The sequence below is a fragment of the Marinobacter sp. L-46 genome (assembly GCF_056859535.1).
In genome coordinates this window covers 13,053-37,966 of sequence record NZ_JBSXOP010000051.1, presented here as the reverse complement: position 1 = coordinate 37,966, position 24,914 = coordinate 13,053, and the positions used below count along the sequence as shown (strand labels likewise).

At 58.6% G+C, this 24,914-nt stretch carries 22 protein-coding genes and 1 tRNA gene; 19 read left to right on the top strand and 4 right to left on the bottom strand.

Annotation, left to right across the window (positions count from 1 at the left end; genetic code table 11):
• Nucleotides 1-138: 138 nt before the first annotated feature.
• Together AC13DJ_RS07330 and AC13DJ_RS07325 are read left to right on the top strand one after the other, a co-directional pair.
• Nucleotides 139-2,313, top strand: coding sequence for a carboxy terminal-processing peptidase (locus AC13DJ_RS07330; protein ID WP_482932906.1), 2,175 nt, complete (start codon nt 139-141; stop codon nt 2,311-2,313).
• Between the two features lie 4 nt (nt 2,314-2,317).
• The gene (locus tag AC13DJ_RS07325; protein ID WP_232902968.1) at nt 2,318-3,091 is read left to right on the top strand and encodes a helix-turn-helix domain-containing protein; all 774 of its coding nucleotides are present in this window, start codon (nt 2,318-2,320) and stop codon (nt 3,089-3,091) included.
• Here the strand turns inward: AC13DJ_RS07325 and mtnA are convergent.
• On the bottom strand, nt 3,080-4,135 hold the full coding sequence (gene mtnA, locus AC13DJ_RS07320) for an S-methyl-5-thioribose-1-phosphate isomerase (protein WP_482932905.1): 1,056 nt from the start codon (nt 4,133-4,135) through the stop codon (nt 3,080-3,082). The genes AC13DJ_RS07325 and mtnA overlap by 12 nt on opposite strands.
• A gap of 168 nt (nt 4,136-4,303) precedes the next feature.
• Here mtnA and AC13DJ_RS07315 point away from each other — a divergent pair, with 168 nt between their 5' ends.
• The 8 genes from AC13DJ_RS07315 to rdgC all read left to right on the top strand — a co-directional run bounded on the left by AC13DJ_RS07315 (nt 4,304) and on the right by rdgC (nt 10,128).
• A complete protein-coding gene (locus AC13DJ_RS07315; protein WP_474540375.1) occupies nt 4,304-5,632 on the top strand; it encodes a TRZ/ATZ family hydrolase in 1,329 nt (442 codons plus the stop codon).
• A 22-nt stretch (nt 5,633-5,654) separates the two neighbouring features.
• Nucleotides 5,655-6,371: a bifunctional 2-polyprenyl-6-hydroxyphenol methylase/3-demethylubiquinol 3-O-methyltransferase UbiG gene (gene ubiG, locus AC13DJ_RS07310; RefSeq protein WP_482932904.1), complete on the top strand. Its 717-nt coding sequence runs from the start codon at nt 5,655-5,657 to the stop codon at nt 6,369-6,371.
• Nucleotides 6,361-7,026, top strand: coding sequence for a phosphoglycolate phosphatase (gene gph, locus AC13DJ_RS07305; RefSeq protein ID WP_474540376.1), 666 nt, complete (start codon nt 6,361-6,363; stop codon nt 7,024-7,026). Before ubiG ends, gph begins: the two co-directional genes overlap by 11 nt.
• Before the next feature lie 65 nt (nt 7,027-7,091).
• Entirely contained in the window at nt 7,092-7,844 is a 753-nt protein-coding gene (locus tag AC13DJ_RS07300) for a YciK family oxidoreductase (RefSeq protein ID WP_474540377.1), read from the top strand.
• Entirely contained in the window at nt 7,844-8,077 is a 234-nt protein-coding gene (locus AC13DJ_RS07295; protein ID WP_022989631.1) for a glutaredoxin family protein, read from the top strand. Before AC13DJ_RS07300 ends, AC13DJ_RS07295 begins: the two co-directional genes overlap by 1 nt.
• Before the next feature lie 12 nt (nt 8,078-8,089).
• On the top strand, nt 8,090-8,860 hold the full coding sequence (gene yaaA / locus AC13DJ_RS07290) for a peroxide stress protein YaaA (RefSeq protein WP_482932903.1): 771 nt from the start codon (nt 8,090-8,092) through the stop codon (nt 8,858-8,860).
• A gap of 51 nt (nt 8,861-8,911) precedes the next feature.
• Nucleotides 8,912-9,112, top strand: coding sequence for a DUF2788 domain-containing protein (locus AC13DJ_RS07285; RefSeq protein ID WP_058340681.1), 201 nt, complete (start codon nt 8,912-8,914; stop codon nt 9,110-9,112).
• Nucleotides 9,113-9,201: 89 nt separating this feature from the next.
• Nucleotides 9,202-10,128, top strand: a complete 927-nt coding sequence (gene rdgC / locus AC13DJ_RS07280; RefSeq protein WP_474540379.1) for a recombination-associated protein RdgC — start codon at nt 9,202-9,204, stop codon at nt 10,126-10,128.
• 13 nt (nt 10,129-10,141) lie between these two features.
• Here rdgC and AC13DJ_RS07275 read toward each other — a convergent pair whose 3' ends face one another.
• Entirely contained in the window at nt 10,142-12,889 is a 2,748-nt protein-coding gene (locus AC13DJ_RS07275) for a bifunctional acetate--CoA ligase family protein/GNAT family N-acetyltransferase (protein WP_482932902.1), read from the bottom strand.
• Nucleotides 12,890-13,094: 205 nt separating this feature from the next.
• Between AC13DJ_RS07275 and AC13DJ_RS07270 the strand changes: the two genes are divergently transcribed.
• The 3 genes from AC13DJ_RS07270 (at nt 13,095) to rnt (ending at nt 15,838) form a co-directional block, all read left to right on the top strand.
• Entirely contained in the window at nt 13,095-14,021 is a 927-nt protein-coding gene (locus tag AC13DJ_RS07270) for a histone deacetylase family protein (protein ID WP_273132017.1), read from the top strand.
• A gap of 82 nt (nt 14,022-14,103) precedes the next feature.
• A complete protein-coding gene (gene pyrC / locus AC13DJ_RS07265) occupies nt 14,104-15,135 on the top strand; it encodes a dihydroorotase (RefSeq protein ID WP_482932901.1) in 1,032 nt (343 codons plus the stop codon).
• A 37-nt stretch (nt 15,136-15,172) separates the two neighbouring features.
• Nucleotides 15,173-15,838 (top strand): ribonuclease T, encoded by a 666-nt coding sequence (rnt, locus tag AC13DJ_RS07260; RefSeq protein WP_058340676.1) that lies wholly within the window; start codon nt 15,173-15,175, stop codon nt 15,836-15,838.
• 54 nt (nt 15,839-15,892) lie between these two features.
• Here the strand turns inward: rnt and AC13DJ_RS07255 are convergent, their stop codons facing one another.
• Nucleotides 15,893-17,878, bottom strand: a complete 1,986-nt coding sequence (locus tag AC13DJ_RS07255) for an SDR family oxidoreductase (protein WP_199457619.1) — start codon at nt 17,876-17,878, stop codon at nt 15,893-15,895.
• Between the two features lie 378 nt (nt 17,879-18,256).
• Between AC13DJ_RS07255 and AC13DJ_RS07250 the strand changes: the two genes are divergently transcribed.
• The 4 genes from AC13DJ_RS07250 (at nt 18,257) to AC13DJ_RS07235 (ending at nt 23,007) form a co-directional block, all read left to right on the top strand.
• On the top strand, nt 18,257-18,556 hold the full coding sequence (locus AC13DJ_RS07250; protein ID WP_058340674.1) for a hypothetical protein: 300 nt from the start codon (nt 18,257-18,259) through the stop codon (nt 18,554-18,556).
• Nucleotides 18,557-18,605: 49 nt separating this feature from the next.
• A complete protein-coding gene (locus AC13DJ_RS07245; RefSeq protein WP_482932900.1) occupies nt 18,606-21,446 on the top strand; it encodes an insulinase family protein in 2,841 nt (946 codons plus the stop codon).
• A gap of 42 nt (nt 21,447-21,488) precedes the next feature.
• Nucleotides 21,489-21,565, top strand: a tRNA-Arg gene (locus AC13DJ_RS07240).
• Between the two features lie 194 nt (nt 21,566-21,759).
• On the top strand, nt 21,760-23,007 hold the full coding sequence (locus tag AC13DJ_RS07235; protein WP_482932899.1) for a tyrosine-type recombinase/integrase: 1,248 nt from the start codon (nt 21,760-21,762) through the stop codon (nt 23,005-23,007).
• Here the strand turns inward: AC13DJ_RS07235 and AC13DJ_RS07230 are convergent.
• Nucleotides 22,992-24,020 carry an IS630 family transposase gene (locus AC13DJ_RS07230; RefSeq protein WP_482932898.1) on the bottom strand — a complete coding sequence of 343 codons (1,029 nt, stop codon included), beginning with the start codon at nt 24,018-24,020 and terminating at the stop codon, nt 22,992-22,994. The genes AC13DJ_RS07235 and AC13DJ_RS07230 overlap by 16 nt on opposite strands.
• Before the next feature lie 71 nt (nt 24,021-24,091).
• Here AC13DJ_RS07230 and AC13DJ_RS07225 point away from each other — a divergent pair, with 71 nt between their 5' ends.
• Both AC13DJ_RS07225 and darG read left to right on the top strand, forming a co-directional pair.
• Entirely contained in the window at nt 24,092-24,457 is a 366-nt protein-coding gene (locus AC13DJ_RS07225) for a restriction endonuclease subunit S (RefSeq protein WP_482932914.1), read from the top strand.
• A complete protein-coding gene (darG, locus tag AC13DJ_RS07220; RefSeq protein ID WP_474540901.1) occupies nt 24,454-24,912 on the top strand; it encodes a type II toxin-antitoxin system antitoxin DNA ADP-ribosyl glycohydrolase DarG in 459 nt (152 codons plus the stop codon). Before AC13DJ_RS07225 ends, darG begins: the two co-directional genes overlap by 4 nt.
• Nucleotides 24,913-24,914: the final 2 nt, after the last annotated feature.

Here is a 24,914-nt window from a genome sequence, read left to right as displayed (position 1 = left end):
ATATGGACATATTGTCACGAAGCTATACCCAAGGCCTATGGCAACAGGTGTAGCGGTTGCCTACAATAAATTTATCAGTCACGGGTAGAATAGCGGCTTACGCGTTACCAGACACCCAGTATCGCCAGGTATGCATTTATGAGCATTGCGGAAAGAATCAGACAACACAGCCCCCGGCCGGCCACCCTGAAAAAAGCAGGGCTTTGCACAGCACTGGGCCTTGCCCTGCTGGTGCCGGGACTGTCCGGTTTGCAGGCAAAGCTTGATGACTCGGCTATCTACAAGCCGGTCGCGCCCACCATCGACCAGGCCCGGGCCAACATCCTGATTGCCCGCCAGCTTCAGTTCACCCATTTCCGCAACCTGGGTATCAGTGACGAACTCTCTGGCGATGTGTTTGATGCCTACCTGGACTACCTGGACAACCAGCGCGTTTACCTGACCCAGCAGGACATCGACGCACTCTCCAACGTCCGTAACCGCCTGGGCTCGGCCCTGAAAACCGGCCAGCTGAAACCGGGCTTTGATATCTACAACCTGGTGCAGCAGCGGGTTATCCAGCGCCTGCGGTTTGCCCTGTCGCTGATCGACGAGGGCATTGATAACCTGGACTTCGAAGGCAACGACCAAATCCGCGTTGACCGCTCCGAAGCACCCTGGGAAGCCGACAGCGCCGCACTGGACCAGCTCTGGATCAAACGCATCAAAAACGCAGTGCTGGCCCAGCGCCTGAACGGTACTGAAGACGACGTCATCGAAGACAACCTGCGCCGCCGCTACGAAGGCCAGCTGAAGCGCGCCTACCAGGCTCGTAGCGAAGATGCCTTCCAGGCCTACATGAACGCCTTCACCGGCATGTGGGACCCGCACACCTCCTACTTCTCTCCGCGCACCTCGGAGAACTTCAACATCAACATGAGCCTGTCCCTCGAGGGCATTGGCGCGGTGCTGCAGTCCGACAACGAATACACCAAGGTAGTGCGCCTGGTTCCCGGCGGCCCGGCCTCCAAACAAGGCCAGCTGCAACCGGCCGACCGTATTGTGTCGGTAGCACAGGAGGGCGAAAAACCAGTCAACGTGATCGGCTGGCGCCTGGATGAAGTGGTGGACCTGATTCGCGGCCCCCGCAACTCAACCGTCACCCTGGAAGTGATTCCGGCCAACGCCTCGGACGAAAGCGTTACCCGGTCGATCGATATCAGCCGGGACGAAGTCAAGCTGGAAGAACAGAGCGCCAGCAAGGAAGTGATCGAACTGGAACGTAAGGGCCAGGACTATCGCATTGGCGTGATCACCATTCCCACCTTCTATGCCGATTTCCAGGCCATGCAGGCAGGTGATCCCAATTACAAAAGCACCACCCGGGACGTTCGCCGGCTGATCAGCGAACTGAAGGAAGACGGTGTCGATGGCGTGGTGATGGACCTGCGCAACAACGGTGGCGGCGCCCTGCACGAAGCCAACGACCTGGTAGGCCTGTTTATCGACAAAGGCCCGACAGTGCAGATCCGTAACGCCAACAACGATGTTCAGGTGCTGAACGATGAAGACCCCACCGTGGTTTACGACGGCCCGCTGGTGGTGCTGGTTAACCGCATGAGTGCCTCGGCTTCGGAAATCTTTGCCGGCGCCATCCAGGATTATGGTCGCGGCCTGGTTGTAGGCTCCCAAACCTTCGGCAAGGGTACGGTACAGGCGGTTCGGCCCCTGAACCACGGCCAGCTGAAGATTACCCAGTCCAAGTTTTACCGGGTATCCGGCGGCTCTACCCAGCATAAAGGGGTGATTCCGGACATCGAGATTCCGTCACGCATCGACAAAACCCGCATCGGCGAAGATGCCCTGGACCACGCCCTGCCCTGGGACCAGATTGAAGCGGTGCCCCATAACCGTTACTTCGACTTCAGCGGCATTATCGATGAACTGCGGGAGCGACATGAAGACAGGTTTGCGACCAACCCGGAATTCAGCCTGCTGCAGAAAGAAATCGAATTCCTTACCCAGCAGCGGCAGATGGACTACGTAAGCCTGAACCACGCCAAGCGGAAGGAGCAGCACAGCCAGATTGAAAATACCCGGCTGACCATTGCCAACGCCCGCAGGGAATTGCGCGGTGAAGAGCCGTTCGACACCCTGGAAGACCTCGAGCAATGGCAGGACGAGCAGGCCGCAGACCTGGACACCACCGATGACGAACTGGACTTCGTGATCCGTGAAGGCGGCCACATCATGGCTGACCTGCTGGAACTGGACCAGCGCACCGCCTCTATCCTGTCGCCCACACAGTTCGCGGCCAAAGCCGATACCCGGTAACCGCATGGCAGACACCGACCGGGAGCCAGCCAACCAGGATAGCCAGCAGCGCGCCGCCCTGTTCCGGGACATGCTGCTGGATGCCCTGCACGCCATGCGCTCCATGGACGAAGTGGAAAGCCTGGCAGGACGGGATAACAAGGCCAGGAGCCCGGAAGGCATACTGGAGCGGATAGCGGGATTTACCGGTTCTGCCCTTCGCCTGGGTGCCAAGGCCACCGATACCTCCCTGCGGGTGGGCCGCGCGCTGATTAACTCCCAGGATCAGCTGCGGGCCATGCTCACCGCCGGCCAGTCCATGAAAGACATCCGCGAAGTGGCCGGGCTTACGCTTTCGGAAATGAGCGAAGCCCTCAACCTGAAAGACAAGTCGCTGCTGGAAGCCATCGAGAACGGTACGTCTACCCTGTCCTTCGAGCTGATCCTGCGCCTTGCGGCACTGATTGCCCGCAACGACCCGATTCCCTTCATCATGCGCACCACCCGAAACTACAACCCGGAGGTGTGGCAACTGCTGAACGACTGGGGCATCGGGCGCATACCGCTGCAGTTCGAGCGGGAGCGGGAATTTATCAATATTTTCCGGCGCCATGACGATGCCCGCACCCTGTCGGATGAAGGCTTCCGCAAGGTTCTGGAGTTCACCCGCCACAGCTTTGAGATGTCCATGCACTTCGTGGAAGAGCAGGAAAAGCAGGTGGCCGACCTGAAAGCAAACCTCCAGGCCGGCCAGGCCACCGCAGGAAAGTCCGGGGCCGGCAAAGAATCAGGCAAATAGCGCCTGCATGGCCGCCAGGTCCGGATTCCGGACAGCGCCCTTCTCGGTTACGATCGCATCAATCAGGCTGGCCGGGGTAACATCGAACACCGGGTTGAACACCTCCACGCCCGCCGGCGCCAGCGCAATACCCCGAATTTCCCGGACTTCCGTACCTTCCCGCTCTTCAATGGGAATCTGCGCGCCAGACGCCAGGGCCATGTCCACGGTGCTGGACGGCGCCACCACCATAAAGCCCACATTGTGATAACGTGCCAGCACCGCCAGGTTGTAGGTACCGATCTTGTTGGCCACATCTCCATTTGCCGTAATACGGTCTGCCCCCACCACAATCCACTTCACCTTACCGCTGGCCAGGATGGCGGCCGCTGCACCATCTGCATTAAGGGTGACGGGGATTTCATCACGGGTCAGTTCCCAGGCCGTCAGCCGACTGCCTTGCAGCCAGGGGCGGGTTTCATCCGCGTACACCCGTTCCAGCAACCGCTTCTCATGCAAGCGACGGATTACTCCCAGTGCCGTGCCATAACCACCCGTGGCCAGGGCTCCGGTATTGCAGTGTGTCAGCACGGATATGGGTGCCTGTAAGTCCATGACCTCCAGCGCATGGTCCGCCATGGCAAGGTTGGCTGCCAGGTCTTCCTCGTGAATACGTACCGCTTCGGCAGCCAGTTGCTCCGCTGCTTCGGGCAAGGACTGGCACGCCCGGAAGACCCCGCCCATGCGCTCCAGGGCCCAGAACAGGTTTACCGCGGTCGGGCGGGAACGGGCCAGTTCATCCATCGCCCGCTCAATCTCGCCCTGCCAATCGTCAGTACCGGCATGGCGTGCCGCCAGGGCAACTCCGTAGGCGGCACTGATACCAATAGCGGGCGCCCCCCGAACCACCATATCGGTAATACACTGAGCCACGCCGGAAGCGCCCTCCGAGGTAATCCAGTGCTCCTCCCCAGGCAGCAATCGCTGGTCCAGCAGCTCAAGCCGGTCGCCATGCCAGCGCATGGCTACAGTGCCCATGGAACGGGAGGAAGGGGAATTGGCCATAAACAGCTCCGCAGGGGGGTGAAAAAAACGCAGTATAGCTTTTTCCTACCTCGTTTATACCTCCATTGGCCCGGTGGCCGGGGTAGTTCTGTTGCAGCGGGCTGGTTATACTTCCGAGTTGAATTTTCCGGCACGATCAACCGTGCCAATAGCTGACAAGGCAGGTTAATGACGGCAGACACCATTACTGCGGCCGACACCCGGATCAACGCGCGCTGGCTGATACCCATGGAACCCTTTGGCGTGGTTCTGGAACACCAGGCCGTTATCCTTCAGGGCAGCCGTATTGCCGATATCCTGCCCCAGAGCGAAGCAGACCAGAAGTTCCGCACCCGGGAAACCATCAACCTAGACCAGCACGTGGTCTTGCCGGGGCTGATCAACCTGCACGGCCACACCGCGATGTCCCTGTTCCGGGGCATGGCCGACGACCTGCCACTGATGACCTGGCTGAACGACCACATCTGGCCGGCCGAAGGCCGTTTTGTCAGCGAACCCTTTGTTCTGGACGGCACCCGCCTGGCCATGGCCGAAATGCTGCGCACCGGCACCACCACCTTCTCGGATATGTATTTCTTCCCGGAGGTGACTGCCCAGGTGGCCCACGACGTTGGCATGCGCGCACAGATCTGCTTCCCCCTGCTGGACAACCCGACGGTGTGGGGCTCGGGCCCGGAGGATTACCTGCGCAAAGGTGCCGACCTGATTGCCCAGTGGCAGCACGACGACTACATCATGCCCGCCATCGGCCCCCATGCACCCTATACCGTGTCTGACCAACCGCTGACGGCAGCCGTTAAGCTGGCAGAGGAAACCGGTGCGGCCCTGCAAATACACCTGCACGAAACCGCCTTTGAAGTGGACGAAGCCGTCAAAGCCACCGGCAAGCGCCCGGTAGCCCGGATGGCAGAACTGGGCGTACTCGGCCCGAACAGCCAGTATGTGCACATGACCCAGATTGACGATTCCGACCTGGAGCATCTGGCCCGGGCCGGAGGGCACATCGTCCACTGCCCGGAGTCAAACCTGAAGCTGGCCAGCGGCTTTTGCCCGGTTCAGAAGCTGATCGACAGCAACATCAATGTCACGATCGGTACCGACGGTGCTGCCAGCAACAATGACCTCGACCTGTTCGGCGAACTGAAAACCGCGGCCATGGTGGCCAAGGTGGTGGCCGGGGATGCTGCCGCCGTGTCGGCACACACCGCACTCAAGATGGCGACCATTAACGGCGCCCGGGCCCTGGGCCGCGACCACGAACTGGGCTCGCTGGTGCTGGGCAAACTGGCCGACCTGATTGCCGTTGATCTCAGCGACCCGTTCCTGCAGCCCGTGTACGACCCGGCCTCTCACCTGGTGTACAGCAACCATGGCCGGGCAGTAAGCCACAGCTGGATTCACGGCGTACCTCAGGTACAGGACGGCCGTTTGACCCGTATCGATGTGCCAGACCTGATGCTGCGTGTCAGCGACTGGCGCAACAAGATTCTCAGTTAATTATCTCAACCAGGTGCACTCCATGAGCAACCAGAACGTAGACCAGAACGAGATTGCCAAGTTTGAAGCACTGGCCAGCCGCTGGTGGGACCCCAGCAGCGAATTCAAGCCGCTTCACGACATCAATCCCCTGCGCCTGAACTACATCGACGAGCGGGTATCGCTGGCAGGCAAGAAAGTACTGGATGTTGGCTGTGGTGGCGGTCTGCTGTCTGAAGGCATGGCCCTGCGTGGTGCCCACGTAACCGGCATCGACATGGGCAAAGCCCCGCTGAACGTAGCTCGGCTGCACGGCATGGAATCCGGTGTGAAGGTGGACTACCGCCAGACCACCATCGAAGAGCTGGCCCGGGACCCGGAACATGCCGGCCAGTACGACGCCGTCACCTGCCTGGAAATGCTGGAGCACGTTCCGGACCCGGGCTCGGTCATCAAGTCTTGCGCGGCCATGTTGCGCCCGGGCGGGCACCTGTTTGTGTCGACCATCAACCGCAACCCGAAGTCCTTCCTGTTTGCCATTGTGGGCGCGGAATACGTGCTGAACATGCTGCCCAAGGGCACCCACGAGTGGAAGAAGTTCATCCGGCCCTCGGAAATGTCCGACTACCTGCGCCACGCCGGGCTGGACGTGCGCGAGCTTACCGGTATGACCTACAACCCCATCACCAAAAGCTACAAGCTGGGCCGTGATGTCGACGTCAACTACCTGATGCACGCGCGGGATATTCGTGAAGACTGACCAAAAACCCTCTGCGGTACTGTTTGACCTGGACGGCACCCTGATCGACACCGCACCGGATTTCATCCGCTGCCTGAACCAGCTGCGCCAGCTCCATAACCTGGAACCGCTGGCGGCCGAGCAAATCCGCCCTTCGGTGTCCAATGGCGCAAGGGCCATGATCCGGGTCGGTTTCGGGCTGGAGCCAGAGCATGACGGCTACGTGGAAAAGCACACGGCTTTTCTGGACCTATACGAGGCGGGCGTAGCGGTAGAAACCACCCTGTTCGAGGGCATGGACTCACTGCTGGAAAACCTGGAAGCCCGTGGCATTCCCTGGGGCATTGTCACCAACAAGCCGGTACGCTTTGCCGAGCCGCTGGTACTGGCACTGGGGCTGGCCCAACGTTGCGCCACCCTGATCTGCCCGGACCACGTCAGCGAACGCAAACCACACCCGGAGCCGCTGTTCCTGGCCTGCCAGAGAATTGGTGCTGCGCCGGAACAGGCCGTGTATGTTGGCGACCACGAGCGGGATATCGAAGCCGGCCGTAACGCCGGCATGCGCACCATCGCTGTGCGCTACGGTTACATCGAGCAACCCCACACGGTTGATCTGTGGCAAGCCGATATCATTGCCGACACCGTCAGCGACCTGGCAAAGCTGTTACAATAAGCCCCCTTTTTCGTTCAATCCCGGCACTATTCGGGCCGGAAAACGCCTGAACACGGAGACAGGTTATGCAAGATTACCAGGCACCCGCCGATCTTCTGAAAGACCGCATTGTCATGGTAACCGGAGCCGGCAGCGGCATTGGCCGCGCTGCCGCCAAAGCCTACGCCGCCCACGGCGCCACCGTGATTCTGGTGGGCCGCACCGTAGGCCGGCTGGAAGAGGTCTACGACGAAATCGAAGCCGCCGGCCATCCGCAACCGGCCATTGTGCCGATGAACTTCGAAGGCGCGGCGGTCAAGGACTACGAAGAACTGGCCATGACCATCGAGGAAAACTTCGGTCGGCTGGATGGCCTGCTGCATAACGCGGGCATTCTGGGCTCCCGCAGCCCGGTAGAACTGTACGACCCGGAAACCTGGAACAAGGTGATGCACGTTAACGCCTCCGCCCCGTTCCTGCTCAGCCGGGCGATGATTCCGCTGCTGCGCAAATCCGATGATGCCTCGATGATCTTCACCTCCTCCGGTGTCGGCCGCCAGGCGCGGGCCTACTGGGGTGCCTACGCCGTCTCCAAGTTCGCTGTCGAGGGCCTGGCCCAGCTGCTGGCTGACGAGCTGGACGACGAACGCAATAACATTCGGGTGAACAGCCTGAACCCGGGTGCGACCCGCACCGGCATGCGCCTGCTGGCCTACCCGGCGGAAGATCCGAAGAAAAACCCGGAACCGGAAGCACTGATGCCGGTGTACCTGTACCTGATGGGTAAGGACAGCCGGGGTGTAAACGGCCAGCAAATCGACGCGCAGCCGAAAAAATAATGGAATTACTGTTTTACACCACCTCCAATTGCCACCTGTGTGAACTGGCAGAAGCCCTGCTGGTGAACACGCCCATGCCGGAGCCCATCCCGGTAGATGTGGTGGATATTGCCCAGTCTGAAGAGCTGGTGGAACGCTACGGCACCCGCATTCCGGTGCTGCGCCGCAGCGACACCGGTGCGGAACTTGGCTGGCCGTTTACCAGGGACCAGTTACTGACGTTTCTGCAATGAGGATCCGCTGACATGCTGATGATCATTTCCCCCGCCAAGACTCTGGATTACGAGAGCCCACTGGCCACGGAAACCTATACCCAACCGGACTACCTGGATGATGCCTGCGAGCTGATCGACCAGCTCAAGGAACTGGAACCCCATCAGGCGAGCAACCTGATGAGCATCAGCGACAAGCTAGGCCAGCTCAACGCCGAGCGCTTCCGCAGCTGGCACACGCCGTTCACACCGGACAACGCCCGCCAGGCCATCCTGGCCTTCAAGGGCGACGTTTATACCGGGCTGGATGCTGAAAGCTTCAGCGAAGACGACTTCGCCTTTGCCCAGCAGCACCTGCGCATGCTGTCCGGCCTGTATGGACTGCTCAAGCCGCTGGACCTGATGCAGCCCTACCGGCTGGAAATGGGCACGAAGTTCGAGAACAAGCGTGGCAAAGACCTCTACGCCTTCTGGGGAAGCAAACTCACCAAGGCCCTGAACGAGCTGCTCGCAGCAGACGACAAGGTGCTGGTTAACCTGGCCTCCAACGAATACTTCAAGAGCGTTCAGAAGAAAGACATCGACGGCCGCCTGGTGACCCCCCAGTTCAAAGACTGGAAGAACGGCCAGTACAAGATGATCAGCTTCTACGCCAAGAAAGCCCGCGGGCTGATGTGCCGCTATGCCATCCAGAACCGGATTACCCAGGCCGATGACCTGAAAGGATTCAACCTGGAAGGCTACTACTTCAGTGAAGAGCAGTCCGATAACAACAACTGGGTGTTCCTGAGAGACGAGCAGTAACCGGCGTGTTCCAACCTGCAAAGATCAGTTTCAGTTGATATCGGAGTAACCATGAACGAAGCAGTATTTTCCCAGATCGCCATGCTGGTGTTTCTGACCGGCCTGATTGTCTGGATGGGTTTTATCGTTTGGGACCTGGCCAAGAAATCCCAGGCCGGCAAGTTTGGCACCATCGCCCTGTTTACCGTGCTGGGCGCGGGCGTTGTAGGCTTTCTTGTGAAGACCGTGCTGGTCGAGATCATGCACATCTGACCACTCGGCCGTCACTTTACGGCTACCGGCGGTAGCCGTATCATCCCCCTCCTTTTTGTACCAACAGCCTCTAGCAAGGATTTAGCCCCATGTGGTTCCGCAACGCCCGGATTTTCCGTTTTACCAAGCCTTTTGATATCTCCGCCGAAGCACTGGAAGAGAAGCTTCAGGCCGATGCTTTCAAACCGTGCGGCCCACAGGAAACCACCCGTCAGGGCTGGGTTCCACCGCTGGGCAAGCACGGCGATCAACTGGTACACAGCGCCAACGGCTATCACCTGATTGCCCTGCGCAAGGAAGAAAAGATTCTGCCGGGCCCGGTGGTCAAGGAAGCCGTGGAAGAGCGGGCCGAAGCCATTGAAGTGGAACAGGGCCGCAAAGTTCGCAAGAAAGAGAAAGAAGAGATCAAAGAACAGGTCATGCTGGAAATGCTGCCCCAGGCCTTTTCCCGCAACCGCCGCTGCTTTGCCTACCTGGCACCCCAAGACGGTGTGCTGGTGGTGGATGCCGGCTCGGCCAAGCAAGCGGAAGACCTGGCGTCTACCCTGCGCAAAAGCCTGGGTTCCCTGCCGGTTCGCCCGCCGGCAGTGGAACAGGCCCCGGCCTTTACCTTCACCGGCTGGCTGAATGAAAGCATCGACCACCCGGCTACCATTGTGCTGGGCAGCGAGTGCGAGCTGAAAGACCCGTCAGAAGATGGCGGCGTGGTGCGCTGCAAGGGCCTGGACCTGAAAGCCGATGAAATCCGCAATCACCTGGAAACAGGCATGCAGGTAACCAAGCTGGCCCTGACCTGGGACGACAACGTATCGTTCGTGCTGGATGAAGAGCTGGGCATCCGCCGGCTGAAATTCGGCGAAACCCTGCAAGACCAGCTGGATGATGTGGACGCAGACGACGCCCTGGCCAAGTTCGACGCCGCCTTCACCATCATGACCCTGGAATTATCCCGGCTGATTCCGGGACTGCTGGAAGCGCTGGGCGGAGAAGACCGCTCCGCCATCGTCGAAGAGTAACCGGAACGGGGGGCTACAGATGCCCCCCTTTCTTCAGCCGTTCTTTCTGCCAGTCTTTCTCCGGTTCGTTCAGTACCAGCCGCAAGTCCATCACTTCTTCTTCGGGATTGAATTTGATCTCGAACCCCAGGTGCTCCCCCAGTTGCAGCATCGGACGGTTATCCGGCAGTACGTTACCAATCATTTCCATGGTGCCCCGGGCGCGGCAGTATTCGATCATTTTCTGCATCAGCGCCACGCCCAAGCCCTCGCCCTTCATGCGATCGTCTACCATCACGGCAAACTCGCAGCGCAGGTTGTCGGCGTCTGTCCAGGTACGCACGGTGCCCAGGGTTTCCTCACCCTCACCATCCTGCCTCGGGGCGTTGGCGATGAAGACCATTTCCCGGTCGTAGTCGATCTGCACCATCTGGGCCACGTCTTCCCGGGAAAAGTTCTTGCGGTACTGGAAGAAACGGTAGCGGATGGACTCCGGTGACTGGTGTTCGTGGAACTGGCGGTGCGCCGGCTCGTCTTCGGCCAGTACCGGCCGGATAACCACCCGACGGCCGGATTTCGGCAGCACAATCCACTCTTCCAGCTCCTTCGGATAGGGCTGGATTATCGGCTTACCCGGCTTGCCGTCCAGGTTGATGGCAATGTTAACCGCCACCGCACCCTGCTCGTTGAACAGCAGCGGAGAAATTTCCAAACCACGGATCTCGGGAATGTCGATCACGATCTGGGACAGTTTCACCAACGTCTCGGACACCGCCCGGATATCCTCTTCCGGCTTCAGGCTGTGTTCCTTCAGCAACTTGTACATGTAAGTACGGCGCAGCAGCTCACGGGCCAGCACCATGTTCAGGGGCGGCAAGGCAATCTGCCGGTCGGTCATGATGTTTACCTGGGCACCGGCGGCGCCACACACCACCAATGGCCCGAACACATCATCCCGGGTAATGCCCACGCTGAATTCAATTCCGCCCACGTGCTGGTAGGAGTGCTGAACGGCAAAGCCCAGGAAGCCGCTGTCCGGGAAATGCTCCTGGTATTCCTCTTCCAGGAAACGACAGGCATCAATGATGGCCTGCTCGCTGTTGAGCTTCTTTACGGTGCCCTTGTAGCGGCGCTGGGTGGGGCTGAGATCTAGGAACGGATGACACACCTGCTCGTGGATCACGGTTACGTCGATCGGGCGGCGCTCGATGGAGAAAATCTCCAGCACTTCTTCCATATCGTCACAGTACATGGTGTCGATGGTATGCACGCCGTAATCACGGATAACCCGCCGGGCTTCCCGGCTTGAAAGATGCTTGCGGCCGTCACGTAGGGCCTTGGCAACCAGGCCGCGGGTATTGGCCCGGTCAGCAAAGTGGTCGGTGAAAGATTCCGGCGTTTCTGTCAGCAGCCGCTGTACCCGCTGGTGACGCACGTGCTGCATGAACGCCATCACGGCCTTTTCCGGGTTGAAGAACGAAGGGATACCGGCCCGGTAGAACTCCTCCCGGGAATCCATCACCGTGCTCTGGCCCAGCCAACAGGTGAAAATGTTCAGGCGCGTGCCCTTGGAGGCCTGCACCACGGCATCGGCAATCTGCAGGCTGTCCTGCACCAGGGTTGGCGCGTACATCACCAGCACGTTGGCGACATTCGGGTCCTTCGCCAGGATCTTGATAGCCTGGGCATACAGCTCCGGCGAGGCATCGTAGTTCAGGTCGATGGGGTTCTTGCGCGTCCAGTACGGCGGCAACAATTCCGCCAGGGCATCAATCCTGCCCGGAGACAGTTCCGCCAGCTCCCCACCCAGGTCCGCCAGCCGGTCTACCGCCAGCACACCTGGCCCTACCCCGTTCCCCATAATCGCCAGGGATTCGCGGCGCAGGGGGCGCATGCGCGTCAGGGTTTCCAGGGCGTCGAACATCTGGCCCAGGCCATCCACCCGCAGCACACCGGCCCGCTGCAGCATGGCATCGTAGATCGGGTCTGTCCGGCGAATCCCCGCCGGCAGTTGGTGGGAGAACCACTCGGATTCCGGCACCCGGCCGGATTTAACCGCAATTACCGGCTTGGTTCGGGAGGCTACCCGTACCGCCGACATGAAACGGCTGGGGTTTGGAATGCTTTCAATGTGCAGCAGGATGGCGCGGGTCTGGGTATCCTGGGCCAGGTAATCGATCAGGTCGTCATGGTCGATGTCCATGCCGTCGCCGAGGGTCAGGAAGTAGGAAAACCCCACACCCCGGGCAAACGCCCAGTCCAGTACCGAGCTGGCAATGGTGCCGGATTGCCCCACAAAGGCCACCCGGCCGGGAATCGCACCCATGTGGGCGTAGGTGGCGTTCAGGTGCCGGGCCGGCACCATCAGCCCGATGGTGTTGGGGCCGAGTACCCGGATACCGGTTTCACGGGCGGCATCCCGCACCGAGTACATCAGCGGCTGTCCCGTCTTACTGTGGGTACGGGACATACCGCCGGTCATCACAATAGCCGTGCGCACACCCCGCTCGCCCAGCTTGCGCACCATTTTCGGCACGGTGTTGGGCGGCGTACAGATAATGGCGAGATCCGGCGTGAAGTCCAGCTTCGATACCTTCTCGACACAGGGCACCCCGTGCACGTTCTCGTATTCACTCTGGTTGACCACCACCAGCCGGCCGGGAAAACCGCCACCCAGAAGGTTACGCAGAACCATACCACCCAGGTTATCTGCCCGTTCGGATGCACCGATCACGACGATAGACTCGGGGTTAAACAGGCTTTCCAGATAGCGGGTACTCAACGCGACTCTCCCAGAGTGATACAACGGGCTTCAGGTTAAAAATCCCAGTAATACAGGATGCTTATCAATGTATACCTTATCTTAGATGGGGATTTCCTGATGTAAATCCGTATCACGCCCATTAGACCAAAGAAATACGACATACTTCGGGTATCCCTGATAACATGGTTTTAATAAGAAGCAGATTCAGGCACAGACTACACGTATGACCACGGCATTCTTTTCCCACGATGACTGCATGAAGCACAACATGGGCCCGGAACACCCGGAAAGCCCTGAGCGCATATCAAGCATCCTGGCCTACCTTGCAGATACCCATCTGCAGGAAGATCTCGACTGGGTAAGACCAGAAGAAATCACCCGCGACCAGCTTCTGACCGTGCATCCCGAAACCTACCTGCAGCAACTGGACCTGATGCAGCCCACCCGTGGCCGCGTTTTTACAGATCCGGACACCGCCATGATGCCAGATACCTTGCACGCGGCGCGCCTGGCCGCAGGTGGCAACGTACAAGCGGTAGACATGGTGATGAGCAGCCAGGTAACCAACGCCTTCGTTTGTGCCCGCCCGCCCGGACACCATGCCGAACGCACCAAGTCCATGGGGTTCTGCTTTTACAACAACATTGCCCTGGCGGCCATGCGCGCCCTCACCTTCCATCACCTGGAAAGAGTGGCCATCGTCGACTTCGATGTACATCAGGGCAATGGCACTGTCGATATTGTCAGTGGAGATGAGCGCATTCTGATGTGCTCCAGCTTCCAGCATCCGTTCTACCCGCACTCCCATGTGCACCGGCAGGCAGACAACATCGTTAATGCCCCCATCGAGGCCAATTGCAGCTCTACCGAGTACCGCAAGATCGTGGAAGCCGCCTGGCTGAAGAAGCTGCAGGATTTCCGGCCCCAACTGGTGCTGATCTCTGCCGGCTTTGATGGCCACAAGAAAGACCCCATGGGCGAGCTGAACCTGGAAACCGAAGACTACCGATGGCTGACCGAAATGCTGGTCAGCGTTGCCCACGACCATTCCAACGACCGGATCATCTCCACCCTGGAAGGCGGGTATCACCTCAAAGCGCTGGCTGAAAGCGTAGCCGCCCATCTGGACGTGCTGAACGCGGTTTACTGACTTCCGCGTGGAACGGGCTGATCAATAGCCGGCACCTTCTGGTATAATCCGCAAAATTTTTGGCTGCCTTGCGGATACTTCCATGACCAGAGAACTGACCATCACCCGCCCGGACGACTGGCACCTGCATGTACGGGACGGTTCTGTACTGAACAGCGTGGTGCCTGCCACTGCAGCCTGTTTCGGCCGCGCCATCATCATGCCCAACCTGGTGCCTCCGGTAACCGATGCTTCCATGGCCATGGCCTACCGTGAACGCATTCTGGCGGCAGCTGCTGATACCGGCTTCGATCCGCTGATGACCCTGTACCTGACCGAAAGCACCACCCCGGAAACCATCCGCGAAGCCAAGGCCGCCGGGGTTATCGCCGCCAAGCTCTATCCGGCGGGCGCCACCACCAATTCTGCCTCCGGTGTCACCGATATCCGCAACATCTACCCGGTACTGGAGGCCATGGCCGATTGCGGCATGTTGCTGCTGGTACACGGGGAAGTCACCGATGCTGACATCGATATCTTTGACCGTGAAAAAGTCTTCCTGGAGCGAGTTCTGGCCCCTACCCTGCAGGCTTTCCCGCAGCTGAAAGTGGTACTGGAACACATCACCACGGCAGATTCCGCCGAGTTTGTGCGCAGCCACACCGGTGGCAACCTGGCCGCCACCCTCACGCCACAGCACCTGATGTACAACCGCAACCACATGCTGGTGGGCGGTGTTCGGCCACACCTGTACTGCCTGCCCATTCTGAAGCGCAACAAGCACCAGCTGGCGCTGCGTGAAGCGGTTGCCAGTGGCGACCCGCGCTTCTTCCTGGGCACCGATTCCGCACCCCATGCCAAAGACAAGAAAGAAGCCGCCTGCGGCTGTGCCGGCTGTTATTCGGCCTATGGTGCCATCGGCCTGTATGCAGACGTATTCGAAGAGCTGGGCATTCTGGACAAGCTCGAAGCCTTTGCCAGCTTTAACGGCCCCGATTTTTACGGCCTGCCCAGAAACACCGACACCATCACCCTGGTGCGGGAACCCTGGACCATGCCGGAGCAACTGCCCCTGGCCGATGGCACCATCGTGCCCCTGAAAGCCGGTGAAACCGTAAACTGGCGCCTGGCGTAAAACCTTTTCCATTCATTACACGAACACCGGAGTTCGCGTGTCAGAAGAAAACAAACAGCCACACCCTTTGTCCCAACGCTTTCGCGGCTTTCTGCCGGTGGTTGTGGATGTTGAAACTGCAGGCTTCAATCCCGAGCGGGATGCCCTGCTGGAAATTGCCGCCGTACTGCTGACCATGGACGAAGACGGTTGGCTGCGCCGGGGCGAAACCCACGTGCAGCAAATCGATCCGTTCGAAGGCGCCAACCTGGAACAGTCTGCCCTGGATTTCACCGGCATTGATCCGTGGAACCCGGAGCGGGAAGCGGTGCCGGAGCGCGAAGGCCTGAGCGAGATTTTTTCGCCTATCCGCAAGGCGGTAAAAGCCTTCGACTGCAAGCGCGCCGTGCTGGTGGGCCACAACGCCACCTTCGATCACAACTTTGTGTTTGCGGCAGCGCTGAGAGCGGATATCAAGCGCAACCCGTTCCACCCGTTCTCCACCTTCGATACCGCCACACTGGCAGGCCTGGCCTATGGCCATACTGTGCTGGCCCAGGCTTGCAAGCTGGCGGGAATTCCGTTCAGCAACAAGGAAGCCCACTCTGCGGCCTACGATGCCGAAAAAACCGCAGACCTGTTCTGCGGCATCGTCAATCGCTGGAAAGAGCTGGGCGGCTTTCCGCCTCCGCTGATCGAACCGGAAGAAACCCCGGCCAGCTGATCAGCCAAAACGAAAAAACCCGCCGAGGCGGGTTTTTTCATGGCGGGCATACTGTTACCAGTGCACGCCCCGCATGATGGCGGCAAAGGCCACCTGCTCGGTGGACACCTTCGGCTTCTCTCCGGAATTGCTGCCTGCTGCTACGGGCGAATCCGGGAACATCCGGTAACCGGTGTTCATGATGATCTCGCCCATTTTCGGCGTCAGGGAATGCAGCACCGAAGCAAACACACCCAGGCGAGTAGCAATGCGCTTGGGCCGGTAAACGATGGCATCTGCCACCATCTGCGCGGCTTCGTCCGGCGTCAGCGTGGGGACCGAATCGTAGATCTTGGTCGGCGCAATCATCGGCGTTTTCACCAGTGGCATATTGATGGTGGTGAAAGTGACGTTGCGGTCTGACCACTCGGCCGCGGCACAGCGGCTGAAGGCATCCAGAGCAGACTTCGACGCCACGTAGGCGGAGAAGCGGGGCGCGTTGGTCAGCACACCGATAGAAGAGATATTCACCACGTGCCCGCGACGGCGCTCCAGCATGCCCGGTGCAAAGCCCATGATCAGGCGTACAGAGCCGAAATAGTTCAGCTGCATGGTACGCTCGAAATCGTGGAAGCGGTCAAACGACAACGCCAGTGAGCGACGGATAGAACGGCCGGCGTTGTTCACCAGCACGTCCACCTGGCCGTGGTTATCCAGCACGGTTTTCACAAAGCGGTCGCAGTCTTCCATGTCGGAGAAGTCGCACTGGTAGGCGTGCACGTTTCCGCCCTTGGCCTCCAGCTGGCCGGCCACTTCATCCAGGGTTTCCTTGGTGCGGGCACCAATCACCAGAATTGCGCCGGCCTCGGCCAGCTTCTCTGCGGTCGCCAGGCCAATACCGGAGGTTGCGCCTGTCACCACGCACACCTTGCCTTCCACCGTACCTTTCAGGGTGCGATCCTTGAACAAGTCCGGGTCCAGGTGGCGCTCCCAGTAGTCCCAGATAACCGGGGCGTAGTCCGGCAGGCGCGGCACTTCAATACCGGAGCCCTTCAGCACGCGCTCCAGTTCCCGGGTATCAAAACGGGTCGGGTAGTTGATGAACGACATCACCGATGCCGGGATGCCAAGATCCTCCAACACCGCACCGGTAATACGCTTCACCGGAGGCAGGTTCTTGATGCTCTGGCGGATAAACGGCGGAATAAAGCCGAACATCCGGGAGTCGATGCGCATGCCCATGCGCGGAGCATGGCCGGCTTCGCAGAAGATATTGAGAATCTCGCCCACTTTGTACGGATCAGAATCCACCAGGTGGAAACAATTGCCGTCTTCACCGTCCAGGTGGGCAATGTGATCGAGGGCATTCGCCACAAAGTCCACCGGAACAATATTCAGGCGGCCGCCCTCGATGCCGACCGTCGGCACCCATTGCGGCAGCGCGTGGCGGATCTTCTGAATCATTTTGAAGAAGTAGTATGGCCCGTCGATCTTGTCCATTTCGCCGGTTTTGGAATGGCCGACCACCATGCCGGGGCGGTAGATACGGAACGGCACCTTGCACTCTTCCCGCACTACTTTTTCGGATTCGTGCTTGGTGCGCAGGTACGGATGATCCAGCTTTTCCGCTTCTTCAAACATATCTTCGCGGAAAATACCCTTGAACAGGCCGGCAGCGGCAATCGACGAAACGTGGTGGAAATGCTTTGCGCCCATGGCTTCGGCAGCCTGAACAGCAGCCCGGGTGCCTTCAATATTGGTTGCTGCCTGGGCCTCTTCATCGGCGCTCATGTCGTACACAGCGGCCAGGTGGAAGAAGTGATCAACATTCCCCTTCAGGGCTTTCATGGCCTTGGCATCAATGCCGAGATTCTTGCTGGTGAGGTCGCCGATAACCGCCTTTACCCGGCTGTCATCCACACCCCAGCGCTCGCGCAGCTCTGCCAGCTTGTCCTGCGACTGCTCGCGTACCAGAACGTGTACGGTACCGCCCCGGGCCAGCAGTTTTTCTACCAGAAAACGACCGATAAAACCGGTGCCGCCTGTCAGGAAATAATTCATAAATACTCCATCCTGCCTGTTGCTCTGTTATTGTCTGTTCACCAACGAACCATAAGACTAAAGTCTTAGCCTTGCTCCATTCGCGGGCATTCTACTTATTTGCAATCTTCATGTATCGAACTTTTTTAGAGCTTTTACTCTGTAACCCTTTGTTTTTAATAGAGCCATTACTCTAAAAACCGGATAAATCCCGCTCAGGGAATGTCCGGAATACCGACACACCAGCTTTTCAGATTAGCACAGTATTCGGTCACTGGCGTCGTAACAGCCGGGTTACCAACGGGCAATGCAAGCGGCCGGCAGCAATGCGATAATCAGGAACTTCCAGCGCATCGGCGCATCCAATCACATCAATTTACCAAGGTTTAGCCAAACAGCATGCAGAACGACAGCCCCAACACCGAACGCTACATCGCCATTGCCCGTGCCTGCCTCAAGGCCATCAACGATACCGCCGCCAACAGTGGCAGCCGGGAAGAGAAAATCGATGCCGTATACCAGGCCATCGACAAGGCGTTCCAGGCCGAGTTTGCAGAGTACCGCCAAGCCACCGCGATTATGGCCACCGTACTCGAACGGATTGCCACCGGTGACCTGGATGCGGAAAAAGCTGCCAGCCTGGCCCGGAAAACCCTGGCCCAGCAGCCGGCGAACACCAAAACCGGTCAGATGCACTGACCCCGGATTTCCCACTGCACTTTCGTCCATAGCACAGTAAAGAGGCCCCATGACTGCCGAACGTTCTCTGTTCCATAGACTGTTCCGTTTCCAGATCCTGGCCCTGCTTGTTCTGGGTTACCTGCTGCTCAGCCCCCTGGCGCTGGCCAGCGTATCGCCCGTTAAAAGCCCCAACGATCCGAACGAATACCGCTACCTGGAACTGGACAACGGCCTGAGAGTGGTGCTGGCCTCAGACCCGGCCGCTGATAAAGCGGCCGCCTCCATGAATGTAGCAGTGGGCAGCGGCAACGATCCGAAAGACCGTGAGGGTCTCGCGCATTTTCTGGAGCACATGCTGTTTCTGGGTACCGAAAAATATCCGGACCCGGGCGAATACCAGCAGTTCATCCGCAGCCACGGCGGCAGTCACAACGCCTTCACCGCCTTCGCAGACACCAACTACTTCTTCGACGTGGAAGGAGAATTCCTGGAACCGGCACTGGACCGCTTTGCCCAGCAGTTCTCCCACCCGCTGTTTACCGCGGAGCTGGTGGACCGGGAACGTAACGCAGTGCACTCCGAATACAGCGCCAAGCTGAAAGAAGACGGCCGGCGCCTGCTATCGGTACGCAAGGCCGCCGGCAACCCGGACCATGCCTTCAGCCAGTTCGCCGTAGGCAACCTGAGCACCCTGAAAAACACCGACGACAACCCCCTGCGGCCAGACCTGATCGAGTTCTGGGAGCAAAACTACTCGGCCAACATCATGACCCTGGCGGTGTATGGCCCCCAGCCGCTGGATGAGCTGGAAACCATGGTTCGCGAGCGTTTTTCCGCCATCGCCAATCGCAATCTGACAGCCAGGACCCACCCGGAACCGCTTTATGACCTGGAGCAGCTGCCGGAAAAAGTCACCGCCCAGACCCTCAAAGACAGCCGCAACATGACCCTGTCTTTCCCGATTCCGTCGCAACGGGATAACTACCAGACCAAGCCCGCTTCCTACGTGGCCAACCTGCTCGGCCATGAAGGCCACGGCAGCCTGTTTGATGTGCTCAAGCGAGCCGGGCTGGTGGAAAGCCTGTCTGCCGGATTAGGCATGGACACCGGCGAACACGCCACCCTGGACCTCAGCATGTCTCTGACCCGGGAAGGCCTGGCCCGGCAGGATGACATCCTGGCCCTGAGCTTTCGCTATATCGACAAGGTTCGCAACAAGGGTGTCAGTGAAAACCGCTTTGATGAAATGAAACAGCTGGCAGTGATCGACTTCCGTTTCCGGGAACGCAGTGAACCCATGAGGGAAGCCATGCGCCTGTCCAGCCTGCTGCGGGATTACCCGCCCCGGGATATTCTGAGCGCGCCCTGGCTGATGGAGCGCTACGCGCCTGAACAGTACCAGGCCATCCTGGATCGCCTGACGCCGGACAACCTGATGGTCTGGGTATCTGCCCCGGCCCAGCCGGAAGGCACGCCCCTGTTCACCAACTGGTACGAAACCCCGTGGCAGCGCGAGCCGCTCACCGTGCCCGAAACCACCGATAACCAACTGGCTGCACAGCTGGCCTTGCCCGCCGCCAATCCCTTTGTACCGGAGAACCTCGACCTGGTAGCCGGCAACACCATGGAACATCCGGTAAAACTGGGCGAGCTGGACGGGCTGGATATCTGGTACGCCCGGGACACCCGGTTCAATACCCCGAAAGCCAACGTATTTATCAGCCTGCGCACACCCGCTGCCCGGGCCTCCGCCCGCAGTGAGGTGCTAAGCCAGCTTCTGGTGGATGCCATCAACACCAACCTCAACGCCTGGGCCTACTCCGCCAGCCTGGCGGGGCTGGATTACAGCGTGTACCCGCACCTGCGGGGCATCACCATCCGCGTGGGCGGTTATAACGACAAACTGCACAAGCTGGTGAACCGGATCCTGCTGGAGTTTTCCGACCCGCAGTTCACCACCCAGCGATTCAACATCGCTCGCCAGCGCCTGATGGATGGCCTCGAAAACAAGGCCAAGGACCGCCCTGTGCAGCAAACCTCTGAATTCATCCAGACCGCACTGATTGATGGTACCTATCCGGTGGCAGACAAACTGGCAGCTGCCAGGGAAGTCACGCTGGATGAACTCAAAGCCTTCGGCCGGGAACTGGTGCGCCAGACGGACCCGGTTATGCTGGCCCACGGCAATCTGACCGAAGCCTCGGCCCTGAACCTGGCACGGCAGGTAAAAGCCATGGTGCTGGACGGCCGGGAACGCACAACGGTGGAGCGCTCCAACATCCGCCAGCTACCGGAAGGCCAGACCCGGGCCGTGCTGGATGTTGCCCACCAGGACACCGGCTACACCCTGTACCTGCAGGGCAACGATACCTCTTATGAAGAGCGGGCCCGCTTCCGCCTGCTGGCACAGATTGTCAGCAGCCCCTTCTATGAAGAGATCCGCACCACCCGCCAGCTCGGCTACATCGTGTACGCCACCGCCTTTGAGATGCTGGAAACACCGGCCCTTGGCCTGGTGGTGCAATCACCGGAAGCGGATGCACAAGCCATTGACCAGGCGGTACAGGCGTTTTCAGCAGACTTTGAAGGCCAGTTGGCTGAACTGGACGACAACCGCCTGAACCGGGAAAAGCAGGCGGTAATCAGCCAGTTGCTGCAGCAGGATCGCCAGCTGGCTGAAGTCTCTGGCCGCTACTGGCGCGAAATCGACCGTAATAACGAAGGCTTCGACAGCCGGGAGCAACTGGCAGACGCCATCAGGAAGGTATCACTGGAAGACCTGCAGAAAACCTACCGCAAGACCCTGCTTAATCGGGAGCGCGCGCTGATGGTTGTTACCGGCAAAGACGGCGAGAACCAGAAGCAGATCCTGGAACAACTGCGTAAGCGGGGGCCTGTGGCCCCTTGAGCCACAAGCCCTTGCCCGCTATCATACCGCCTCTTCTGAAATGCCCCCGTAGCTCATCTGGATAGAGCGTCCCCCTCCTAAGGGGAAGGTAGCAGGTTCGAGTCCTGCCGGGGGCACCAGTTACCCTTCCATCAAGATCCACCAACCTCCACAACCTACCGTTTTTAAACACTTTTTACCTCATTCTTAGTCCATGAACATCCATTGACATCCATGCTCAGCCACAACCTTTGGGGGTACATCTGGGGGTGCAAACTGAAATGCACCCCGCTATAGTAAGTTTTATACCCCCAACCGCTGCAGGATACCCCCAATGGCGACGGACAAGCTGACCGACAGACAGATCAAATCTGCCAGCTTCGAAAAGTATGGCAAGCGCACCAAGCTCTCGGACGGTGCAGGCATGTACCTGGATATCCAGCCGTCAGGCAAGTATTGGCGCATGAAGTACCGGTTCGGCGGCAAAGAAAAAACGTTGGCTCTGGGGGTATACCCGGACGTTCCACTAAAGCTCGCCCGGCAGAGGCGCTCTGAGGCACGAGCATTAATCGCTGACGGCGTAGACCCCAATGAGATCAAAAAGCAGGAAAAAGCCACTGAGCAGGAGAAAAGCGACACCTTCAAGGTTGTTGCGGAAGAATGGCTGAAGCTGAAAAAAGGAGAGCTCTCCGAAGGCACCTTGAGAGTAGCCCGTAGAAGACTGGAGACCTGGGCCTACCCAAAACTAGGTCACCTGCCCATCGCAGACATCAAGCCTGCCAAGATTCTGGAAACGCTTCGCGAAATCGAGAACCAGGGCAAACACGAAACAGCGCACCGCATACGCCAGCGCATTGGTGAGATCTACAGGTACGCCGTCGCAGAAGGGCGAGCTGAAACAGATCCGACTTCCACACTGAAAGGCCTATTGAAGACGGCACCTACGCAGCACAGAGCTGCTATAACCTCCGAAGCAGAATTGGGGGCACTATTACGGGCCATCGACGCCTACAGTGGCCACGCATCGACCAGAGCGGCACTGAAGCTCGCTCCGATGCTGTTTCTGAGACCCGGTGAACTCAGGAACGCTGAGTGGGCAGAGATCGACCTGGAGTCGAGCACTTGGGTCGTGCCAGGTAAACGCATGAAAGGCACTCAGAAGGCAAAACGGGCCGGCTTAGTGCCGGACCACATTGTCCCCCTGCCCAAACAAGCGGTTTCTGTCCTGAAGGAGCTCCAGGCGATCACCGGCCACCAGCACCTGGTTTTCGAGTCCGTGAAATCGGGCCGTCCGCTCTCAGACAACACCATCAACGTTGCCCTGAGGTCTATGGGCTTTGATGGCTCTACGATGGTCGGGCACGGCTTTCGCGCAACAGCTTCGACACTACTACATGAGCAAGGATGGCAGCCAGAAGTCATTGAGCTACAGCTTGCGCACAAACAGCGCAACCAGGTTGCTGCAGCATATAACCGCTCTGCTCGCTTGAAAGAGCGGACGCAGATGATGCAAGCATGGGCAGATTATCTCACCAAGTTACTAATCCGAAATAAAGTAAGCGAACATTACCCGAAGATATAAGCCAAATCCGGATGGCCAAAAAACGATTTCAATAGTCGTGGCAATTTTTGCAAACGTCGAAGCTGCCGGTAAACAGTGCTCCGAAGTTGTTCTTTGCTGTTAATGATCTTTTTACCGACGTGATGGTATTTGATATAGCCCCAAACAGACTCGTCAGGATTCAGCTCCGGCGAGTACGGCGGCAGGAAGAACAACCTGAGCTTGCCGTCGAGACTCTCAACATAGTCTCGAACCCGACGAGCATGATGAACCGGGTGGTTATCGAGGATCAGGAAAACCGGCTTGTCAACGTCTTGCACCAGAGCCTTGAGGAAACCAAGAAACGCATCGGTGTTCATGTTGCCCTGAATGGTCTTAAAGCGAAGCTCGCCGCGAGGCGAGATGGCCGAGATCAGATTGATGCTGAAGCGACTGCCCGTATTACGGATGATCGGAGTTTCACCCCTGGGTGCCCAGGTGGTGCCACTGTGATAATCAGACCGAATGCTGGCTTCATCGCCGAAATAGATGGTGGCGCCGACTTTTTTTGCTTCCTTGCGAATTTCCGGGTAGGTCTCTTCTTTCCATTGTTTCACGGCCTCTGGCTTTTGCTGGTAGGCCCGATGCAGGGGTTTCTGAGGCGTCAGCCCCAGGTTTCGAAGCAGACGACCGACCGAGACATCGCTTAACCGGACGTTGAACTTTTGCCGGATGAGCTCACGCACTCGGCCCCGAGTCCACAGGGCAAAATCAAACTTCAACTGGTCCGGCGTAAAGGTCGTTATCCAGATATACAGCTCCCGGATCTGAGCGCCGCTCAGTTTCTTGGGGCGACCGGAAATCTGCTTGGCCTTGAGCGCGTCAAAGCCACCCTCGCGGTAGGCAGCCAGCCATTCATAGATTCGTGCTCGGCTCATCCCCAGCGCTTTGATGACGACTTCTGGACTCTCGCCATCCATGACCCGTTGAACGGCGCGAACGCGAATGGCTTCTAATGTTTTGTGATCAAGTTTACGACCGTCATCGTGGCGCATGTGTGTAAATATCCGATAAGCTTGGTGAACGGAGCCTACATTATAAATGATGTTCGCTTACTTTCGAACCCATTAGTAAAGTAGTTAAATGCTTCACCGTCAATCAGGATATCAAAGCACTGATGCCAGCAGAGGCCGTCTCGAAGGAGTTCGTTCATTACCTTTTGCAAGGCCACGCTAAATGTATTCTCAACTCGTCACTCAAGGCCGGAACAACGGTGGAGAGTCTGGACTTCCGATTCTTTTCTTCCTATCGAATTCCGCTTCCCCCAGTAGAGGAACAGGAGATAATAGTGGAAAGGTTCAGAAGCTTGGAAAACCGTTTGGCCGAGGAGAAGAAATTAGTTGAGAAACTGAAAATCAAAAAAGTGGGTTTGATGGACGACCTCCTCACCGGCCAAGTCCGAGTCACTCCACTACTCAAGGATGCCGGATGATCCAGTATTGCCATGGGAATCTGTTTGAAGCAGATGCCGAAGCCCTGGTGAATCCCGTCAACACTCAGGGCGCTATGGGCAAAGGCCTGGCGCTGGCATTCAAAAAGATGTTCCCGGAAAATTTCGAGGCTTACGCTGAAGCCTGCCAGTCAGGCCACGTCAAAACCGGCAAAATGTTTATAACTGAACAACAGGCACTCATAGGTCCCCGCTGGATCATTAACTTTCCCACCAAACAACATTGGCGCGATCCATCGAGGTTGGAGTGGATAGAGGAAGGGCTGGCAGATCTCAAGAAGATACTGATTGAGCAACAGATCCAATCGGTTGCTGTTCCGCCACTCGGCTGTGGCTTGGGTGGTCTGGACTGGAAACTGGTCAAGCCTAAAATTGAAGATGCGCTCGCAAGTCTCTCGTCTGTCCGGGTTTTAGTTTTCGAGCCGCCCGGCAGCTGATT

Coding starts and splice junctions, on each gene's coding strand:
- AC13DJ_RS07330 (WP_482932906.1), top strand. CDS start 139: ATGAGCATTGCGGAAAGAATCAGACAACACAGCCCCCGGCCGGCCACC.
- AC13DJ_RS07325 (WP_232902968.1), top strand. CDS start 2,318: ATGGCAGACACCGACCGGGAGCCAGCCAACCAGGATAGCCAGCAGCGC.
- mtnA (WP_482932905.1), bottom strand. CDS start 4,135: ATGGCCAATTCCCCTTCCTCCCGTTCCATGGGCACTGTAGCCATGCGC.
- AC13DJ_RS07315 (WP_474540375.1), top strand. CDS start 4,304: ATGACGGCAGACACCATTACTGCGGCCGACACCCGGATCAACGCGCGC.
- ubiG (WP_482932904.1), top strand. CDS start 5,655: ATGAGCAACCAGAACGTAGACCAGAACGAGATTGCCAAGTTTGAAGCA.
- AC13DJ_RS07300 (WP_474540377.1), top strand. CDS start 7,092: ATGCAAGATTACCAGGCACCCGCCGATCTTCTGAAAGACCGCATTGTC.
- AC13DJ_RS07295 (WP_022989631.1), top strand. CDS start 7,844: ATGGAATTACTGTTTTACACCACCTCCAATTGCCACCTGTGTGAACTG.
- yaaA (WP_482932903.1), top strand. CDS start 8,090: ATGCTGATGATCATTTCCCCCGCCAAGACTCTGGATTACGAGAGCCCA.
- AC13DJ_RS07285 (WP_058340681.1), top strand. CDS start 8,912: ATGAACGAAGCAGTATTTTCCCAGATCGCCATGCTGGTGTTTCTGACC.
- rdgC (WP_474540379.1), top strand. CDS start 9,202: ATGTGGTTCCGCAACGCCCGGATTTTCCGTTTTACCAAGCCTTTTGAT.
- AC13DJ_RS07270 (WP_273132017.1), top strand. CDS start 13,095: ATGACCACGGCATTCTTTTCCCACGATGACTGCATGAAGCACAACATG.
- pyrC (WP_482932901.1), top strand. CDS start 14,104: ATGACCAGAGAACTGACCATCACCCGCCCGGACGACTGGCACCTGCAT.
- AC13DJ_RS07255 (WP_199457619.1), bottom strand. CDS start 17,878: ATGAATTATTTCCTGACAGGCGGCACCGGTTTTATCGGTCGTTTTCTG.
- AC13DJ_RS07250 (WP_058340674.1), top strand. CDS start 18,257: ATGCAGAACGACAGCCCCAACACCGAACGCTACATCGCCATTGCCCGT.
- AC13DJ_RS07245 (WP_482932900.1), top strand. CDS start 18,606: ATGACTGCCGAACGTTCTCTGTTCCATAGACTGTTCCGTTTCCAGATC.
- AC13DJ_RS07235 (WP_482932899.1), top strand. CDS start 21,760: ATGGCGACGGACAAGCTGACCGACAGACAGATCAAATCTGCCAGCTTC.
- AC13DJ_RS07230 (WP_482932898.1), bottom strand. CDS start 24,020: ATGCGCCACGATGACGGTCGTAAACTTGATCACAAAACATTAGAAGCC.
- darG (WP_474540901.1), top strand. CDS start 24,454: ATGATCCAGTATTGCCATGGGAATCTGTTTGAAGCAGATGCCGAAGCC.